Source organism: Xanthomonas translucens pv. undulosa (assembly GCF_017301775.1).
Taxonomy (GTDB): domain Bacteria; phylum Pseudomonadota; class Gammaproteobacteria; order Xanthomonadales; family Xanthomonadaceae; genus Xanthomonas_A; species Xanthomonas_A translucens.
Genome location: NZ_CP063993.1, coordinates 758,237 through 778,421 on the forward strand (window position 1 = coordinate 758,237; position 20,185 = coordinate 778,421).

General features: G+C 69.5%; 9 protein-coding genes. All 9 read right to left on the reverse strand.

The genetic code is table 11. The features are described from left to right. Positions 1-71: 71 nt before the first annotated feature. Complete coding sequence (locus tag ISN38_RS03085; protein ID WP_206712060.1) at positions 72-2,393, reverse strand: S9 family peptidase; 2,322 nt, start codon at positions 2,391-2,393, stop codon at positions 72-74. 19 nt (positions 2,394-2,412) lie between these two features. Next, positions 2,413-4,005, reverse strand: a complete 1,593-nt coding sequence (locus tag ISN38_RS03090) for a family 43 glycosylhydrolase (protein WP_003465991.1) — start codon at positions 4,003-4,005, stop codon at positions 2,413-2,415. Beyond that, entirely contained in the window at positions 4,002-8,282 is a 4,281-nt protein-coding gene (locus ISN38_RS03095; RefSeq protein ID WP_206712195.1) for an Ig-like domain-containing protein, read from the reverse strand. The genes ISN38_RS03090 and ISN38_RS03095 overlap by 4 nt, the downstream gene beginning before the upstream one ends. 53 nt (positions 8,283-8,335) lie before the next feature. Beyond that, positions 8,336-11,170 carry a TonB-dependent receptor domain-containing protein gene (locus ISN38_RS03100; RefSeq protein WP_139115822.1) on the reverse strand — a complete coding sequence of 945 codons (2,835 nt, stop codon included), beginning with the start codon at positions 11,168-11,170 and terminating at the stop codon, positions 8,336-8,338. A gap of 312 nt (positions 11,171-11,482) precedes the next feature. After that, positions 11,483-13,852 (reverse strand): hypothetical protein, encoded by a 2,370-nt coding sequence (locus ISN38_RS03105; RefSeq protein WP_058358586.1) that lies wholly within the window; start codon positions 13,850-13,852, stop codon positions 11,483-11,485. A gap of 262 nt (positions 13,853-14,114) precedes the next feature. After that, positions 14,115-14,423 carry a flagellar basal body protein gene (locus tag ISN38_RS03110; protein ID WP_003465986.1) on the reverse strand — a complete coding sequence of 103 codons (309 nt, stop codon included), beginning with the start codon at positions 14,421-14,423 and terminating at the stop codon, positions 14,115-14,117. A gap of 40 nt (positions 14,424-14,463) precedes the next feature. Beyond that, on the reverse strand, positions 14,464-15,975 hold the full coding sequence (locus ISN38_RS03115; RefSeq protein ID WP_108085348.1) for a DUF5597 domain-containing protein: 1,512 nt from the start codon (positions 15,973-15,975) through the stop codon (positions 14,464-14,466). 176 nt (positions 15,976-16,151) lie between these two features. After that, entirely contained in the window at positions 16,152-18,482 is a 2,331-nt protein-coding gene (locus ISN38_RS03120; RefSeq protein ID WP_206712061.1) for a S9 family peptidase, read from the reverse strand. Between the two features lie 114 nt (positions 18,483-18,596). Continuing rightward, complete coding sequence (locus ISN38_RS03125) at positions 18,597-20,168, reverse strand: APC family permease (RefSeq protein ID WP_003465984.1); 1,572 nt, start codon at positions 20,166-20,168, stop codon at positions 18,597-18,599. Positions 20,169-20,185: the final 17 nt, after the last annotated feature.

Below are 20,185 nucleotides of genomic sequence, written 5' to 3' on the forward strand. Positions count from 1 at the left end.
CGATATGTTGCAATCGATCACAACGATTGCCACACATCGCGCGCCGCCTTGCGCGGGTGCGCGCGCAACCCTCAGTGCGCGACCGGCGCAGACGCCGCCGCTTGCCGGTTCCAGTCGGGGGTCGGCGCCTGCTGCAACCAGCGCACGAAGAAATCCGCCAGCCGGCGTCGGCCGTACTCGCCGCCGGCGCCATGATCGCCGCCCGGCACCACCAGCAGATCGAAATCCTTGCCGGCCTTGATCAGACGATCGGCGACCTGGAAGGTGCTGGCCGGATCGACGTTGTGGTCCATGTCGCCGGTCACCAGCAGCAAATGCCCCTGCAGGCGCGCGGCGTTGTCGACATTGGACGAGGCCGAATACCACGGCCCGACCGGCCAACCCATCCATTGCTCGTTCCACCAGATCTTGTCCATGCGGTTGTCGTGGCAGCCGGAATTGGCCACCGCGGCGACGTAGAACTCCGGATGGAACAGCAACGCGCCGAGCGCGCTCTGGCCGCCGGCAGAGGTGCCGTAGATGCCAACGCCCTGCTCGATCGCATACCACGGATACTGCGCCGCCACGGCACGGTGCCAGGCGATGCGATCGGGAAAACCGGCGTCCTTGAGATTGCGCCACGCCACGTCGTGGAACGCGCGCGAGCGGTTGTTGGTGCCCATGCCGTCGATCTGCGCCACGGCGAAGCCGAGCGCGGTCAGCGCCGGCACGCGCGCACTGAAGGTCTTGGGCACGAACGAGCCGTGCGGCCCGGCGTAGATGTTCTCGACCACGCGGTAGCGCTGCCCGTCGGCTTGCGCCTGCGGCCGATGGATCACGCCCCAGATCTCGGTCTTGCCGTCGCGGCCGGGCGTGTGGAACGGCAGCGGCGGCACCCAGCCGGCCGCGCGCAGCCGGCTCAGGTCGGTGCGTTCGACCCGCTGCACCAGCGCGCCGTCGTCGCTGCGGCGCAACTCCAGCACCGGCCCCAGATCCACGCGCGAATACAGGTCGAGCAGCCAGCGCCCGTCGGGCGACAACACGATTTCATGGTCGGCCTGCGCCGGCGTCAATGCGGTCAGCCCGCGACCGTCCAGGCCGATGCGATAGGCGTGACGGTAGTAGGGATCCTCGCCGGGGGTCATGCCCGAGGCGGTGAAGTAGATCTGCTGCGCGGCCTCGTCGACGCGCTCGACCTTGCGCACCACCCACTCGCCGCGCGTGACCTGGCGCGGTCCGCCGCCGCTGCGCGTGTCGTACAGGTACAGCTGCTCCCAGCCGTCGCGCTCGGACGCCCACAGGGTGCGTGCGCCATCGGCGAAATCGTGGCGATAGCGTTTGCCGCCGCCCTCGTGGGTGCCGCTGAGATCGGAATACTCGATGAAGGTCGGCGAGGTTTCCTCGATCAAGGTGCGTGCCAGCGCGCTGTGCCCGTCCGCCTCGATGACCCGATAGCGCTGGTGGCCGCGTTCGTTGTATTCGAAGGTGAAGCCGCTGCCGTCGCTGCGCCACTGCGGCCAGCTCAGCGCGAACGCATTCGGGAACAGCGTTGCCGGTACCGCCTGCGCCCGCCGCGAGGCCAGATCGAACAGCACCGGCTGCAGCACCGGCAACGCATCGCCGGGCTTGGCATAGACCTGCTGATGCAGCTTGGGCTGCAGTTGGTCCGGCGGCGCCGACTCGATGTAGTACACCGTGCGCAGCGGTGCCGGCTTGATGCGATAGGCGACCAGCCGGGTCGAATCCGGCGACCAGGCGATGCTGTCCGCCGCGTAGTACTCGGCGGCGCTGCCGTCGCGGCTGAGCGCGACCGGACTGCCGCCAGCGGCCGGCGCGACCACCACGTTGTTGGCCTCGACCCAGGCGCGCCACTTGCCGTCCGGCGATGCCTGCGCATACGCCTGGCCCTGCTTCAGCGGAATGCTCAGGTCGTAGGAATCGGGCGGCAACGCGCCCATCTCGGTGCGCGTGCAGCTGTACTTCGGAAGCGCGCACTGCCAGCGCACCCGAGCGCTCTCGAAGGCAAGCCGGTGCGCATCCAGCTGCACGGCGTGCAGTTGCAATGCGCTCGCATCGACCGGCTTGCCGCTGGCCGCGGACATCGCCGCCGCCAGCCGCGCGTGGTCGAAGGCAGATTCGTTGCGGCCGCCGTCCACCGTCACCCGCCGGTACTCGATCGCCGGCGCGGCGCCGACGCGTGCCAGCGTGCGCCTGTACAGGAAATGCCCTGCATCCAGCCACACCGGCTGCGACGGCTGGCGATCGACCAGCGCCTCGTAGCGTTGGCTCAGCGCCTGCGCGCGCTGGTAGTCGTCCGCGCTCGGCGCGGCCAGCGCGCATGGCGCCAGCGCCGCCAATACGACTAGTAGTGCGTCCGGTGCGGCGACACGCCGCCCGTTTCGATCCGTCTTCATTCGTCAGCCACCTGATGCATCAACGCGTGTCGCAGCGCTGCGTATCCGCCGCGCTGGCCTGGATCACGCGCTGCGCGCGCGTGGCCCACATTTCCCATTCCTGCACCGCCAACGCGGCATAGCGGCCATCGCCACCGGAAGCATCGAACACCGCGCGCACGCAGCGCGTGGTCACCGGCGCGAAACGCAACGTCTGCACGCGGCCGGCAACCGCGCCGCGCGTCGCCTCCGCCAGCGGCAGCCACTGCCCGTCCTTGCGGTATTGCAGATGCCAGCGCGCCGGCGGCGCCACGCCTTGGTTCGCGCCGGGCGGATGGTCGGCCCAGAACACAATGCGGCTGCGCTGCAGCGTCACCGGCTGCGCCCAGCTGTACTGGATCCACTGCTGCGGCGGATTGTGCGCAGTCCAACTGCCCCACATCTGTGGCGGCAGCGGATTGCGCTTGACCACGCCGTCGTTGAGCGCGGCGATCCAGTATTGATGCGGGATGTCCGGGCCGTTGGAGGCGCTGGCATGGGCGTAGCGGGCGACGTTGCGCTGCAGCGGCACCGCCGGCTGCGGCGCACGGGTGGCATGCACCGGACGGATCCGCGCCGGCTGCTGCGTATCGTCCCAGTCCATCCGGTCGATCGCCACGCTGCGGCGGAAATGGCCGCCGCCCTTGGCATCGGCGGTGTGATAGACCAGGTACCACTGGCCTTTGAACTGCACGATGCCCGAATGCGAGGTGGTGGAGGACACCGGCGGCAGGATCACCCCGCGGTAAGTCCACGGCCCCAGCGGCGACGGCGCGCTGCCGTAGGCGATGCAGGCGTGGTACAGCGTCGGCGTGCAGTCGGAGTCCGGCCCGGCGCGGTTGCCGGCGTAGGCCATGTAGTAGATGCCATTGCGCTTGAACAGCCATGGCGCTTCGAAATAGCCGTCCAGCGTGGTCACCGCTACCGCCGCGCCCTTGGGCGTGACCATGTCGCGTTCCAGTTCGATGCCGAACAGCTTACCGAAGGTGCCCCAGTACAGGTATACGCGGCCGTCGTCGTCGACCAGCACGGTCGGGTCGATGTTCTGGATGGTGTTCCTGACCGGTAGCGACTGCGACAGGATCGGCCCTTGCGGATGCGCATCGCGCCACGGCCCCAGCGGGCTGTCGGCGACCGCCACCCCGATCGCGAACGGATCGGCGTTGGACGAGTGCTTTTCCTCCACCGGCGCATACAGGTAATAGCGGCGATCAGGCCCCTGCACGATCTGCGCGGCATAGGCGCGGCCCGCGGCAGCCCAGGCGAAGACCTGTTCCGGACGCAGCAGCGACGGATAGTGGGTCCAGGTGCCGGTGGCCACATCGTCGGTCACCAGCAGTTGCCAGCGCTGGATCACGAAGTCGTTGAGGTCGGGCGGCGCTTCGTCGCGGCCGGCGATGATGTACAGCTTGCCGTCGGCGACCAGCGGCGCCGGATCGGCGGTATAGTCGCGGCCGTCGGCCAGGATCGGATTGCCGGCGCTGTGCACACTGCGAGCCGGCAACGGTGCCGCCGGCGCTGCGGCAACGGCAAGCGCCAGCAGCAGGCAGGCGCCGATGCACTGGGCAACACGCGCGGCGCGACGCAGGCTCATGGCGCCACCGCTGCATCGACCACGATCTGCAGCCGCACCGGCAACTGACCGCTGCCGCCGCGTCCCTGCGCGCTGCCGACGAGGCTGGAAGTGCCAGGCGTGGCATACGCGGCCGGCGCCAGCGGCGGCCACTGCACCGGCACGCGTTCGCGCGAGCCGTCGTTGTACTGCACGCTAACGAATGCCGGCAGTACCGGCACCTGCCCGGCGCGCACGTGCAGCGGCGGTGGCGCCTGCACCGTGTTGATCTGGCCCGGCGCGGTGGCGCGCACCCAGATGCTGGCGCTGACCGGCACGCCACCATCGGCCAGGCCCTGCACCTGTACGCGGCCTTCGCCGGCCAGCGCGGAGGCATCCAGTTGCGGCCAGCGCATGCCCAGCCACGCCCAGCTGCCGTCGGCGAAATAACCGGCGATGCGCTGCGGTAAGGCCGGCGTCTCGCCCGGCGCCACCCGCACGTCGATCGGCTCGGTCGTGTCGGCGCGCTCGGCGAACACCTGCCATTCGTCGATGCCGACCGCGGCATGGCCGTTGCCCTGCACTGCGGTATCCAGCACCACACGCAATGCGCTGGTGCTCACCGGCGCGAACGCCACGCGACTCGCCTCGCCGCGCGCGGCGAGCGGATAGCCGCCGCGTACCGCGATATCGCGCCACTGCTCGCCGTCGCGGTATTGCAGCTTCCACGCACGCGGCGGCGCAACGCCGCCATCGGGCTGGTCGTCCCAGAAATACAGCGCGGCACCATTCAGGCGCTGCGCTTGCCGCCATTGGTACTGCACCCAGACCGAGGCCGGTTGCGCGCGGCCCCAGCTGCCCCAGCGCCGATCCGCAGCCGGCACCTGGCCAGGCGTCGGCAGCAGCCCGTCGTTGAGCGCCTGCAGCCGGTGATGGCCGGCGGTGACCTGCGCGCTGGCCTCGGCGTCGCCCTGCACGTCCAGGCCCTGCCCCACCGGCATCGGCGCGGCGATCACGGCCACGTCGGCATGGCCTTGCAACGCGCCATCGTCGGCCTGCAAGCGCAGCGTATAGGCACCGGGCGCGGTGAAGCGCACGCTGCTGCTGGCCGCCTGCGGTTCCTCGAAGATCGCCGCGCCGCCCGGCGGCGCCTGCAGCACGCGCCACTGCAGCGCCAAGCTGCCGTTCGGCAGCGCGTCGTCGCCGACGCGGCCAACGACACGCAGTGCGCCGCCGCCGACGCCATCCTGCTGCCAGGCCTCGACCTGCGGCGCCTGATTGGACTTGGCCGCCGGCACCCGTGCGCCGCTGGCATAGGCCTGGATTTCCTTGATCCCGGTGCGCAGCGCGCCGGCATGCGTCACCAGCACGCGCAGCCGTTGCACGCGCAACGCCGGGAAACGCACACGGTTGCGATTGCCCTGCGCGATCGGCGCATCGCGCACCTGGCCGGGCACGGTCTTCCAGGCGGCGCCGTCGAAATACTGCAGCACGTACAGCCACGGCGGCGCGTAGCCGGCGCGGGTGCCGGAAGGAAAACCGTGCTGCTCGCCGGGCGGCGAGGAACTGCGGTAGAAGTACAGGCGCACGTCGTCCAGCGTCTGTGGCCGGCCCAGGTCGAGTTCGATCCAGTCGCTGCGCGACGGCGACCCGGCCGTACCCCAGAACGGCTCGTTGGCGGTGCTGCCGTCCACCGCCGCGGTGGCAGGGAAACCGTCGGCGGCATCGCTGGCGCTCACCGCCGCGCCTTGCGCGAGGTTGTGCGCGGTCGCCGGCAGCGTGGTGTCCACGCCAGCGTCGGCCAGCACGGCGGTGATGCGCGCATCGGCGGCGAAGCGCACCTGCGCCGGTGCCTGCAGCGCGACGGCCTTTGCGCCGACCACGCGCAGCTGCGCGGCATCCGCATTGACCGCATCCGGCAGCGCCTGCACGCGGCCGCTGGCCGGGTCGTAGAGCACATGCGCCAGGCGATCGACGGTGAACGCCAGCTTGCCGTCCACATACAGCGAATAGCCCTTGGGTACCGCACCACCGTAGTGGCGACCGTCGCGGTCCCAGACGATGGACAGGTCGCGATCGCGGTAGCGCACCGCGTCGGCGGCGAAATGATCCCAGCCGATATCGATCGGAGACAGCTCGATCCTGGCGTCGCTGCGCGGACGCAGGCCCATCGCGTCCTCGATCACGGTGAAGTTGGTCGCGCCGAGTTGGGTGTGGTGGATCCACGAGCGGTAGCCGATGCTGCCGCCGTCGGCGGCGCTGCCCTGCGCCCAGAACTCGTTCTGGTCCGGGTAGCGGTTGTCGCCGTCGATGTAGTGCGCCCAGGCATTCCAGTACAGCAGCTTGCGGTAGCTGCCCGCGTCCAGGTACGGGCTGGAATAATCGCGCAGCGCGCTGCCGAGCAGGCGGAAGGCGACGGTGGAATTGATCACCGAGAAGTTGTTGCTGCCGCCGGCGCCGCGCGCCTGCCGGTCGGCCTGGTTGGCGGTATAGAAGGGGAAGATCGGATACTGCCGCGCGTCGGCGAACAGGCGCAGCGCGCGCACGTACTTGGGATCGTAGTCGGCATCGCCCTGCCTGGGCATCAGGCCGACGCTGAACGGGTAGTAGTTGTTGGTCTCCTTCCAGTCCACCGGCAGCCGCGCACCATCGGCCTGACGCTGCTTAAGCAGGTCGCCGTGCAGGCCCATGCCGTCGGCGCTCGCGCTGTGATCCTGCCACAGCACGGCGAGCACGCCGCGGCGGATCTTCGCCGCCAGCGCCTGCATGCGCACAGCGGTGGCCGCATCGCCGGCGAGCCGCGCGGCCTGCGCCGCGGCCAGCGCATTGGCGTAGACGTAGGCGCTCTCGCTGCGGTCCATGCGGATCTGGCCATGCTGCTTGGCCCAGTCGAAGGACACCGCGTCGGCGTCGTTGCCGGTCATCGCCGCCCAGTCGTACTCGATCAGGCCATTGCCGTTGCGGTCGTAGGCGCGCAACAGCGCGTCCACGTCGGCGCTGGCGTAGCGCGCCAGCTGCGCCGCCACCGCCGGCGGCCCGCCGTGCAGCTGGTAGGCGCGCCACGCGGCGGCGCTGAGGTATTGGGCGTAGGAGTTGGACCAGTTCTCCGTCGCGCCGGGATTGTCCACGTACTTGCCGCCACCGGCGGTCTCGCCGGCGCCCAGCCACGAGCCGTAGGCGTAGCTGGGGTCGCGCAGGTACTTGAGGTCGTCGATGAACATGCCGGTGGTCAGCACGATCGCATTGTCGTAGCCGAGCACGCCTTCGATCGCCACCGGGAACTGGTAGTCGTTGCCGGGCACCGCGGCGTCGAGAAAATTGAAGCGGAGCAGCCACCAGCGATAGAACAACGTCTTGTCGATGTTGTCCTCGGGCGTGTCCAGGTACGGCAGGTTGTCGGCCCACCAGCGGTTGTAGGCGACGACGTGCTCGCTGTAGGCCTGCTGCGGCGACTGCGCTGCGATGTGCCGGTACTCTTGCAGCGATTCTGGCAGCTCGCGCGTGACCAGCCCGAGCTGCACCTTCAGCGTGGCCGCCTCGCCGCGCGCCGGCACTGCCACGCGGCGCGCGATGGAACCGCCCTCGACCGCGAAACCGTCGCCGGACAGGCGCGGGAATACCGTGGTGATCGCGTTGTGGGTAACGAATGCGCCGCTGAGCTCGGCGCCGTCGGCATGCGTGGCCATCGGCGAGATCGCACGCAGGGTCAGCGTGCGCGCCACGCCGTCGCTGCTGGACAGCGTGGCTTCGGCCACCGCCACGTTCTGCTCGCTGATGAACTTGACCAGGCGCAGCCGCACGCCAACGCCGACATCGGTGTAGACGCTGCTGAAATAGCTCGGCGTCTGCCGCCGCTGCGCGCTGTCCTCGACCAGCTGCAGCGGCTTGCCGCCGATCTCCGCCTGCAACCGGAACAGCGCATCGTGGCCGGTCTTGTGCGCGTAGGCCACATCGCCGACGAAGCCCGGCTGCTGCGGCTGGTGGGTGTACATGTACGCGGCGCGGCCGCGGCTGAACAGCCAGTTGTTGTCGTCGTCGAAGCCGACGCCGGTGCCGCTGCGCGCGAGCATGCGGTCGATCCAGAAATCCTTGCCCGGCGCGGTGCCGGCGCCGGCCGCCAGATCGGCGGCGAACACCCGCTGCAGATGCCCGCCCGGCGCGAAGGCCACGCCGCTGTCCGGAATCGGTGTCGGCGTACCCTTGAAATGCGGATAGCCGAGCGCGGCGTTGCTGGCCTGCAAGGCTTCGCCATCGGCCGCGGCGACGGCGCTGACCGCCGCCGCAGCGCACGCCGCGCCCAATGACACCGCGAGCAACACGGCGGCGACGCGCGGCCGCCCTCGTGCGGCGGTCACGCTGCCTGCCGACAACCTCAAAACTCGGTCCTGAGCCGCGCCCAGAAGTAGCGCCCCAGCGTGTCGTAGGTGAACGCGTCGGTATTGGCCGCACTCGCATAGCCGTAGTATTGCGGCGGCTTGCGGTTGCCGACGTTGTTGGCGCCGGCCGACAGCGTGCTGTGCAGGCTTTCGAATTTCCGGCTCAGCGAGACGTCGTGGTAGGTCACCGTGCCGACCTTGAAGTAGACGCAGCTGCCGTCGGCGGCGGTGTTAAAGCAGAAGTCCTCGTAGGCGCTGCCGACCGTGGTCGGCCCGATCAGGCGGGTATTCCAGCTCGCGTGCCACGGCCCGTTGTCCCAGCCCAGGTTGAAGCTGGCGCGCCAGCGCGGCATGTTGCCGTAGCTGGACATCTCGCCGACGTAGTTGTGGTCGTCGCCGCTGAACCTGTAGCTGGACAGGAACGTGGCATCGACGCCGGCCTGGAAGTTGCCCCAGGCGGTGTCGCGCAACGCGTACTTGATGCCGATGTCGTCGCCGCGGATATCGACCTTGCCGCTGTTGATCGCGAACGGCACGGTCACGTTGACCAGTTGCCCGCTGGCGTTGCGCTGGATCAACGGGCAGTACGCGCTCTGGCCGTCGTAGCAGTTCTGCAACACCTGGTCCAGGCCGCTGCCGCCGATCATGTCGTCGAGGGTGACCCGCCAGCTGTCCAGGTTCACCGACAGGCCGTCCGCCCAGCCCGGATCGTAGACCGCGCCGATGTTGTAGGACCGGCCCTGCTCGGGCTTGATCGCGAAGCCGGCATTGGCCGAGCCGGTGGTCAGCACGTTGAACGAGGAGGTGTTGACGAAGCTGCCGTTGGTCGGCACGTTGGCGCAGGCCGCGGCGTTGCCGCCGCCGGTATAGCCGTTGCACGGGTCGGTGTAGTCGCCGGTATTGTCCACCACCGATTTGAACGGCGAGCCGTACAGGTCGCCCAGCGCCGGCGCGCGGAACACCTGCGAGCCGGTGGCGCGGATCAGCAGGTTGTCGATCGGGCGCCATTCCAGCGCGACCTTGCTGTTGGTGGTGTTGCCCCAGTAGTCGTACTTGGAATAGCGCGTGCCCAGGTTGAGGTTCAGCGCCTGCGCGCCGGGCACGTCCTTGAGCAGCGGGATCAGCACTTCGGCGTAGGCTTCCTTGATCGTCTCGTCGTGGCCCTGATTCATGATGCAGCCGTCGTTGTAATCGCAGTTGCCTTCGGGATCGGCGGCGGCGACCGGATTGCTGGTGCCCTGCGCGAATCCGTTCTTGCGGAACGACAGCCCGAACGCAGCCTGCACCATGCCCGACGGCATCGCGAACAGGTCGCCGTTGACGCTGGCCTCGGCGAACTTCATCGTGCTCTCGTCGATCAGGTCGACCGCGCTCTGGGTGGCCTTGATCCCGGCGATGGTCGCCGGATCGTCCGGGTTGAACACGTTGATCGGGGTACAGCCGGAGATCACGTTGCCGGGCGTGCCGCACTTGACCACGCCGTCGCTGTCCAGGAACGAGGCGCCGACCGCGTTGTTCAGCGCCGAGGCGATCGAGAAGCCGTTGCGCACCAGGGTGTCCTTGTAGCGCGCATAGCCGGCCGCCGCATCCCATTGCCAGCTGGTGTCGGCAAACTTGCCGCGCAACCCGGCCACGATGTTGGTCTGGTACATGGTCGAGGTGTAGACGCGGGTGTTGGCCGCCTCCGAGCGCAGCAGGTAGCGCAACAACTGGCTACCGAACGGGTTGTAGTAGTTCTGCGCTGCGTCGGGCTGTTCCAGGCCATACGCGGTCAGTTGCGAGGTGGTCTCGCTGCGGGTCCAGAACATGTCCAGGTAGCCCTGCACGTTCGGGGTGAAGTCGAAGCTGGCGTGGGCGGAGAAGTTGGTGCGCTGCACCGGGGTGATCAGGTACTGGCCGTAATAGGAGTTATAGCCATCGGTGGCGATGGTGTTGGTATGGAAATCGCCGGCATCGACCGCGCCGGGCGCCAGGCCGCTGTTGGGGGTCAGCACGCTGCCGTCGCCGAGGATCGCGCGGGTGCCGTTGCCGCGGCGTTCCACCACCTGGCCGTCGAGGTAGTTCACCGCGGTCCTGGCGTAGCTGCGGTCTGCGTCGTACAGCGCGTTCATCGAGCTGCGGCTCAGGCCCAGGATCAGCCCGCCGCGCTCCCAGGTCTTGCCCCACTCCACGCCCAGCGAACGGCGGTTGCCGTCGCCGTGCGTGCTCTGGCCATAGTCGACGGTCGCGGCGGCGCCGTCGTACTTGTCCTTGAGGATGATGTTGACCACGCCGGCGATGGCATCGGAGCCGTAGACCGAGGAGGCGCCGTCGGTCAGCACCTCGATGCGTTCCACCATCGCCGCCGGGATCGCATTGATGTCCACGCCCGGCGCGGCGGAGACGCTGCTGGCCGGGCCGGCCATGCGGTGGCCGTTGACCAGCACCAGGGTGCGCTCGGCGCCGAGATTGCGCAGCGAGACCAGCGCGCGGCCGTGGCTGAAGCCGGAATTGAGCGAGATGTTGGGCATGTTGCCGGCCATCGCCGGCAGTTGCTGCAGCAGCTGGCCCAGCGTGTCCTGGCCGCTGTCCTGGATCCGCTGCCGGTCGATGGTGATCACCGGGCTGGCGGTCTCCGCATCGACGCGGCGGAGATGGCTGCCGGTCACGGTGACCTTTTCCAGCGTGGTGGCGGCGGCATTGTCGGCCGTGGCCTCCTGCGCCAGCGCCGCCGATGCGGTCGCGGCCAGCGCCAGTGCGGTGCAGATCGCCGCTGCCAGCGGACCAGGCCGCTGCGCGCGGCGCCATGCAGACGGAAACAGCGGCGCAGCGCGTTCGGACAAAAGCGTCATCGGATTCTCCTGAGCGGCGATGCATGGCGGTCGGCAGGGCCGGCCGCCCTTCCCCGGGCCGCCGTCCCCATCGCCAGCGATCGGTGGCGAAACGGAACAGGGTGTCGCGCGCAGGGCGTGGTGGCAGCGGAAGCTGCCGCCGGCGCCGCTGCGTGCGGCGCTGCATCGTGCAGGAATCTCCCCCGGAGGCTTCATTGCACCGACACAATGTGCGCGTATCGTAACGGCTTGGTCTTGTCTTATTTATCGGTCAAACGTGCGGAATCTCGCACTTCGCGATGCCCGACGGGATATTTCCGACTTTTTCGCCACTCAGCCGTAGACAGCTGAAATCGTCATTTGCCGCGCCGCACCGGCAGGCACCTGCACACGCTCCTTGCGCGGCCCGGACAAGGCCGCAGCGCGGCCGTCGATCAGCACCTCGCGCAGCTGCGTGCCGGCTGGCACGCGCAGGGTCAGCCAGGTTCGCGCCGGCGCCTGCGCAGGCAGGGTCAGCGTGCCGTCGATGCGCTTGCTGGCCGGATCGCCGCGCAGGCTGAGCGACACCGCGCCCCAGCGGGTCGGCGCGGCAGCGATCGCGATCGGCTCACCACTGCCCAGCCAGTCGCGCGGCAGCGCGCGCGCCAGGAACAGCGCCTCGCCGGCGCTGTCCTCGAACACCAGCATCCAGCGCAACAGCAGCGGGATGGTCATCTGCGCCGGGATGCAGAACAGCGGCATGCCGCCGGTGATGCCGCTGACCTCGCCCGCGGTCCAGCTGCCGCGCGTGTGCACGTGGTAGCGGTGCGCGTACAGGAACAGCAGGTATTCCTCGATCCGGTCCAGGCGCAGCAGCTGCTGCGCGTAGCCGTAGGAAATGAAACCGAGCAGGTCGCGCCCTTCCGGGGTGGGCGGGGCGATGTTGCCGACCACGCCCAGGCTGGTGCCGCCATGGCCGCGCACGCAGTCGATGACCAGGTGCGCGAGGTCGGCGGGCAGCACGTCGGCCTGCAGCAGTTCGGCGTAGGCGCGGTGCGGCCAGCCCTGCTCGCTGGGGCTCTCCTGCTGCAGCGACTGGCGGAAGGTCAGCTTCACTCCCGGCAGCGGGCCGATGTAGGCCGGCGTGAGGTCGCGGCGGATATTGCTGCGCAGGGTCTTGTGCAGTTGCGCGGTCAATTGCTGCGCACGCCGCCGCCACTGCGCCGCGGCGGCTTGCGCACCCGGCCCGGCGATCGCGGTCCACACCGCGGCGATGTCCTGCCAGCCGCGGATCGCCAGCGCGCTGTTGGCGTAGTACGGCTTCCACCACAGGGTCGGATCCGGGAACAGACAGGCGTCGGATTCGTTCCAGCCATGGATCAGGCCATGCCCGGGCGCCTTGGCTGGCAGCTGCAGGCTGGCCTCGTGCAGTTCCAGCAGGATCTGCGCGGTGGCGGCGATCTTGCCGCGGTGCTTGCGCAGCAGCGCCGCATCGCCGGTGTAGTGCAGGTAGCGCGCCAGCAGCGACAGGGTCAGGCCGAACTGGCCGGTCTCTGCGCCGCGCATGTTGACCATGCCGTCGTCCTGCACGAAATCGCTGAAGTAGCCGTCCAGCACCGCCGCGGCCTGGGCGAAGCGGCCCCACTCCAGGTTCGCGTACAGCGAGCTGGTGAAGGTGTCCTGGAAGCCGTCGTATTCATTGCCGTAGTAGTCGCGATCGACCGCGCCGTACTTCGGATAGGTGCCGCCGGGGCGCACCACCAGCTCGCGGGCGAAGGCGAAGCGCGCCATGTCGCTCCAGCTGGCATCGGGCAGTTGCGCCTGCACGGTGTCGGCGAGCAGGCCCTGCCAGTAGCCGGCGAAGGCGAGCAGGCCGCGGTAGAAGTCCTCGGCGCTGCGCGGGCCGCGCCGCGGCGGATAGTCGGGATAGCTGTAGCCGTACACCACCTTGGTGACCTGGCCGTGCTCGACCAGCGCGCTGCGGTGCCAGGTCTGCACGATGAAGCGATCGCTGGCGAGCACGTCGGCGAACAGCAGCACATCGTAGTAGCGGCCCTCGCCGGCCGGCACCACCTTGCGCACCGCCGGCATCCAGCCGCCGATCAGGCCTTCGTGGCGGCGGGCGACCAGCTCGGCCTTGGCCAGCTCGGGGAAGGCGTGCAGCGCGCGATAGCAGCGGGTGCGGCCGTCCGGATACACCGGCATGGTATCGGCGCATTCGCGGGTGCCGACAAAGGTGGTCCACGGCAGGCGCCCGTTGTAGTCCTTGGGGTCCAGTTGCGAGGCCGGCGGCGGCGCCGCGTCGCGCACTTGGTCGGCGCGCGGGTCGCCGTCGCGCAGCAGGCGGTCGGCGAGCAGGTCGGCCTCGGCCATCGCCACCTCGGCCAGCTGCATGCCGAAATACGGCGCCTGCGCGCTGGGGTAGACCGCTTCGGTGCGCTTGCCCAGCACCAGCGCGCCGCCGGGGCCGAGCAGGGTCAGATCGCCGTCGGCGCGGCGCAGGTCTTCGTACACCTGCCACTGCGCGCCGGCCTCGGTGAAGCGGCATTGCAGGGTGTGGCCGGCGAGCGCATCGGCGGCCAGCGGCTGCAGGCGTGGCGCCGCCGGCGCTGGCGGCGTGGACGGCGCGGCGTTGGCGGGCGCGGCGATGCCGCCGGCCAGGGCGTCGACACCGGCGACTGCGCCGACCGCCAACCCCTGACGCAGGAAATCTCTGCGATCCATGTACCGTCCCCCGATGAGCAATAGTGCATCATCGTGCGCTGCAGACGCAGCCACGTCTTGTGCGCTGTGTCGAGGATCGGTGCGGAAAATTGCATAGCCTTGGGTGGGGCGCAGGCGCTGTACTTGGCTGCGTGCGTGCGCTCGGGGCTTGCGCAGGAGCGGGGTCGCGAGGCTTCGCCCATACCCTCATCCGCGCCTTCGGGGCACCTTCCCCCAAGAAGGGGGCCATGGTCCCGATGGGAGAAGGATGAGCGGCGTGGCCTCAGGCCAGGACGTTTAGCAGGCTGCCGAGGGTGTCGTCGGCGGTGCGCAGCATGCGCGCGTTGGCCTGGAAATCATTGCGTGCGGACAGCCCGCCGACCACGTCGTCGACCAGGTCGCTGCCCTCGCCGCCCGCGGCCTGCATCTGCACGCTCACGCCGCCGCCGGGCGTTTCCTGATTGGCCGTGACCTGGCGCTGGAAGCCTTCGGTGGCGGCGTTGGCGACATTGTTGGCGCGCGCCTGCAGGCCGGATGCGGCGGCGCGCATGCCGGACAGGGCGATCAAGGACACCGAGGCGATGGAACTCATGCGCGTTTGCTCGTCGGGCGGTCGCAGCGCGGCCGCAAGGTCAGTAGGTTCCCACGGTCACCCGCAGCACGTAGGGATCGCTGCGCCGGAAGTTGAGCCCGTAGTCGGTCTCGTCGCCGTTCAACAGGCGCACGACCTGCCACTGGCCATCGACGTAGCGGCCCTTCTCCACGCGCAGCAGTTGCCCGTACTTGCCATCGGCCCGGTCGCGCACAAATTCAACGCGGGAATTGAATCCTGTGACCAGGAACACGTTTGGCTGCAGTTCCAGCACCAGCGCGCGGCCGTCGTGCTGCGCCGTGCCAGGCAGGATCGCCGGCGCCTCGCCCCAACCCGGCGCGCCGAACGATACCTGCGCCTGCCATGCGCCGAAACGCAGACTCTGCTTTGGCACGCCCACCTTCTCGACAGCCGCCTGCAACCTGCCAGCGAACGCGCCGGCAGCCAGTTCGCGCTGCAGCGACGCCAGCAGGCCGAAACCAGCCGCGTGCGCGGCGATCGCGGCCTGGTTGTCCGGCCTGTCCTCGTTGCCGTCGATGCCGAACACCGAGAACCCGATGCCGCCGCGGCCGAGCACGTGGAAATGGTACGGCGCGGTGGCCGCCTCGAAACCGGTCTCCGACACCCAGGCCGGGTTGTCGGCGCGCACGTACTGGCCGACCACCTTGGTGTATTCGTCGTAGTCGCTGGTGTAGATGTCGGTGCCGATGAAGTCGATCGCCGGCGTGGCCAGGCGCCACAGGTCGAACACGTTCCAGGTGGCGCCGCCGGCCGGATATTCCTCGCCGGGTTTGGTGCGGCCCTTGTAGCGCAGCCAGGTGTTCACGTACAGCGGCAGCGGATAGGCGGCCTTGCCGGCGGCGGCGACCTGCTGGATGTAGCTGGCGTTGCTCCAGGCGCTGAACATTTCCTCGGCGTCGCTGGCGAACACCTGGCGCCAGCTGCCGGCCGGCTTGCCCAGCCGCTGCAGCACGTCCGCCGGCACGGCGGCGTCGAACGCGCGCTCGCCGGCGGCGCCATGGTCGCGTACGGTGCCGATCGCGCCGGGCTCGTTCTGCACCTGCACCGCGATCACCGTGTAGCGGCCGGCGTCGATCTTGCGCAGGTGCTGCATCAGCGCGGCGAAGGCGCGCGCGTCGGCCTGCACATTGGCCGGCGCATGCGGCGACAGCACGTCCACCGGTTCGCCCTTGGCATCGCGCATGCGCGGATACGTGGCCGGATCGCGCTTGATCCATTCCGGCACGTAGTGCATCTGCCCATTCTTCCAGGTGCCGAACCACAGCACGATCAGACGCAGCCCGCGCGCGCGGCTCTGCTCGACCAGCGCATCGACGTTGCGGTAGTCGTAGCGGCCCGGCTCCGGCTCGAACTGTTCCCAGTACACCGGCGCCTCGACCGTGTTCGCATGCAGCGCTTGCACCGCGTCCAGCGCCTGCGGCAACACCTGCGGCCAGGCGCTGGAGTTGTGCAGCTGCGCGGCCATGATGCTGTACGGCGCGCCGTCGACGAACAGCGCGTGGTGGCCGTCGCGGCTGACGTAGCGGGGCATCTCTTCGGCGTGGGCGAGCAGCGGCAGCAGCAGGGCCAGCACGGCGTAGCGAACGATCGACGACGCTCTGCGTAGGAGCGGCTTCAGCCGCGACACCGGCGCCGGAGGAACTGCGGTTCCGGAAGCAACGGTCGCGGCTGAAGCCGCTCCTACAAGGGCGTGCGGATGGCGATCGGTCAGTGCGCGTCTCCTGGGGAAATCGCATTCCAGCGCGGCGTTGGCGCGCCCAGCAGATGCCGCACGAAGAAGTCGTACTGGCGCCGCTGCACGTAGTCGATCGGGCCAGTAGAGCGGCCGACCGTGTGCTCGCCGCCGGGCACGTTCAGCAGGTCGAACTCCTTGCCGGCCTTGATCAGCGCATCCACCACCTGCGCGGTCGAGGCCGGATCGACGTTGCTGTCCTGCTCGCCGACGATCAACAGCAACTCGCCGCGCAGCCTGGCCGCATTGTCCACGCCGGAGGCGGCGGCGTAGCGGGCGTCCACCGGCCAGCCCATCCACTGCTCGTTCCAGCTGATCTTGTCCATGCGGTTGTCGTAGCAACCGGCGAACGCCACGCCCACCTTGTAGAAGCCCGGATGCCGTTCCAGCGCACCCAGCGTGCTCTGCCCGCCGGCCGAGGCGCCGTAGATGCCGACGCGGGAGATGTCGTAGGACGGATCCTGCGCGGCCAGCGCCTTGTGCCAGGCGATGCGGTCGGGGAAACCGGAATCGCCCAGGTTCTTCCAGGCCACGTCGTGGAACGCCTTGGAGCGGTTGGCGGTGCCCATGCCGTCGATCATCACCACGATGAAGCCCAGGTCGGCCTGCGCCTGCATGCCGATCTGCTTGTCGCCGCCGGAGTGGTAGCCGAACGGCCAGAAGGTCTTGGGCACGAAACTGTCGTGCGGGCCGGCATAGATGTTCTCGATCACCGGGTATGTCTTGCGCGGGTCGTAGTCGCGCGGGCGCACCACCATGCCCCAGATGTCGGTGCGGCCGTCGCGGCCCTTGGCCACGAAGGTCTGCGGCGCGCTCCAGCCGGCGGCCTGCAGCTTGCCGATGTCGCCGCGCTCCACCACCTGCAGCAGCGTGCCGTCGATGGCGTGCAGCTCCATCACCGGCGGCAGGTCCGGGCGCGAATAGGTGTCCACGTAGTGGCGGCCGTCGTCGGCGATGGCCACGTCGTGGTCGGCATCGGCGGTGGTCAGCCGGGTCAGGTGGCGGCCGTCGAAATCCACCGCGAACAGCTGCCGGTAATACGGGTCCTTGCCCGCGTCCATGCCGCTGGCGGAGAACCAGATGCGGCGCTGCGCATCGTCCACGCGCAGCACGTCGCGCACGATCCATGCGCCCTTGGTGATCTGCGTCTTGAGCTTGCCGCTTTCGCCATCGAACAGATACAGATGGCGCCAGCCGTCGCGCTCGGAGATCCACAGTATCTGCTTGCCGAGTCCGTCCACGTCGTGGCGGTAGCTGCGGTCGGCGTAGACGAAGGTCCTGGCGTCCTCGCCCACCGCCACGTGCGCGCGGCCGCTGGCCGCGTCCACCGCGATCGCGCGCATGCGCTGGAACCCGCGCTGCACGTAGTCGAACACGAAGCTACGGCCGTCGGTGCGCCACTGGATCGGCGACAGTTGGTAGGGATTGACGAACAGCGCGTCGTCGATGGCGATGCGCCGCGCGCCGGCGCCTGCGGACACGCCGGCGAGGTCGAACAGCACCGGCCGCTCGAGATCCACCGCGTCGCCGGGCTTGGGATACAGCTGGGTGCGCACGCGCGGTTGGCCGCCGCCGGGCGGTGCCGCCTCCACCCGCGTCACCCGCCGCGCGAACCCCGGACGCACCTTGTACACCGCCAGCCGCTGCGCATCCGGCGACCAGGCCAGCGTTTCCGGATCGTAGAAGTCGTCGGCGCGGCCGTCGTCGCTCAAGCGCAGCACATGGCCGTCGGCGACGCTGCGCAGCACGATATCGTGGCCGTCGGCGAACGCGTCCCAGCGTCCGTCCGGCGAGCGATGCGGCGTGTTGTCGGCGGCCACCGCCGGATCGCGGACCACGCCGAAGCCGCGCGGCCGCGGCTGCGGGCCGGTGTCCGCGCGCGCACACACGTAGTCGGTCAACGTGCAGCGCCACGGCGCGTCGTCGATCTGGAACGCGATCGCGGCGTTGTCGCGGCCGGCATCGGCCACATAGCTGAAGCGCTCGAACGGCAGGCGCAGCGCCGGGTACTCGGTGCCGGCCGCGGCGCTCAGCCCGCGCGCCAGCCGCAGCGCATCGAACGCCGGCTGCTTGCTTTGAGTGGCCACGTCCTCGCGCACGAAGGCGAAGCCGCCGGGCACCGTCTTGCGATAATAGAACGTGCCGCCGTCGCGCCATTGCGCCGGCCACGCGACGTTCTCGGTCAGCGTCATCCACGCCTCGCGCAGGCCGAGCGAGCGCTGGTAGTCGGCCACGCTCGGCGCGGCCTGGGCGTGGCCGGCGAAGGACGCCGCGGCCAGCACGATCGATGCAGCGAATCTGTTCATTACCTTCCGATATCCCCTGAATTTCCTGCCCTTCTGTAGGATCGGCTTCAGCCGCGACAGGTGCTCTGCAGCCTGCTGTCGCGGCTGAAGCCGCTCCTACAAAAAGCGGGCAACCTACTCCCCGTCGTCCTCTTCCAGCGCCAGCTGGTCGCTGCGCAAGCCGGTGCGTGCGCCCCAGTGGTAGCAGCCGAACGCGATCACCGCCACGCTCAGCGTGTCCCAGGGATGCGCGATCTGGCCGGTGCCGCCGAAGCTGCCCAGGTAGGACACCAGCAGCACCAGCACGAAGAACCCGATCAGCCACAGCGCGCCGCGTACCTGCCGCCACAGCTGTGCGCGCCCGGCCGCGCTCGGCAGCGTGTACAGCACGTATAGCGCGAACATCGCGACCTGCAGGCCGAGCAGCCACGACAGCGTGCTCCAGGTGGACCAGTACACGATCAGCGCGGCGACGATGAACGACAGCGGCCCGAGCACGGCGAAGCCGCGCAACAGGAACGGCCGCGGCAACTGCAGCGCGCTGCGGCGCAACGCCGCCACGGTCACCGGCGCCACCGCATAGCTCAGCACCAGCGCCGCCGACACCACCTGGATCAGCGTGTCCCACGACGGGAACGGCAGGGTCCAGAACACCGACAGCGCCAGACTCAGCCACAGCGCCGGACGCGGGATGCCGGACTTGGCATCGACCCGCGTCAGCACCGACAGGAAACCGCCGCTGCGCGCCCAGCCGTAGACCACGCGCGGCGTGGCGTTCATGTAGATGTTGCCGGTGCCGCTGGGCGAGATCATCGCATCGCAGATCACCAGCGCCGCCAGCCAGCCCATGCCCAGCGCCAGCGCGATGTCGTGGTACGGCAGCGCGAACGCCTTGTCGATGCCGCCCCAGCCCTGGCTCAGGTACGCGGTCGGCACGCTGCCCAGGAACGCCAGCTGCAGCAGCACGTAGATCACCGTGGACAGCGCCACCGACAGAATCAGCGCGATCGGGATGTTGCGCTGCGGATCGCGCACCTCGCTGGCCACCGACACGATCGGGGTCAGCCCCAGGTAGGCGAAGATGATGCCGCCGGCCGAGATCGCCGCCTCCACGCCGGCCGCGCCGGACGGGGCGAAGCCCTGCACGTGCAGGTTCTGCGGATTGAAGTGGGCCATCAGCAGCACGATCACCAGCAGCGGCACCAGGAACTTGAACACGCTGACGATGTTGTTGGCGGTGGCGAAGGTCTTGACGCTGAAGTAGTTGAGCATGAAGAACGCCACCAGCAGCGCCAGCTGCAGCAGCCAGCCGGCCACGCTGGGATGGGTGCTGCCGGCCTGGTTCAACGAAGGGAACCAGGCCGCGGCGTACTGCCGCGCCGCCTCGACCTCGATCGCGATCAGGCTGGAGAACGCGATCAGGGTGATGAAGCCCATCAGCCAGCCGAGCAGCGCGCCGTGCGAATACTCCGGGTAGCGCACCACCCCGCCGGCACGCGGCAGCGCCGCGCCCAGTTCGCAATACACCAGGCCCAGCAGCAGCACCGCCACACCGCCGGCGATCCACGACACGATGCCGGCCGGGCCGGCAATGGCCGACACATGGCTGGCCGAGAACAGCCAACCGGAGCCGAAGATCGAACCGAGCCCGATAAAGGTCAGGTCGGTCAGGCTCAGACGCTTGTGGAACTTGCCTTGTGTGGTCATGGTACCCCCGCTGCTCG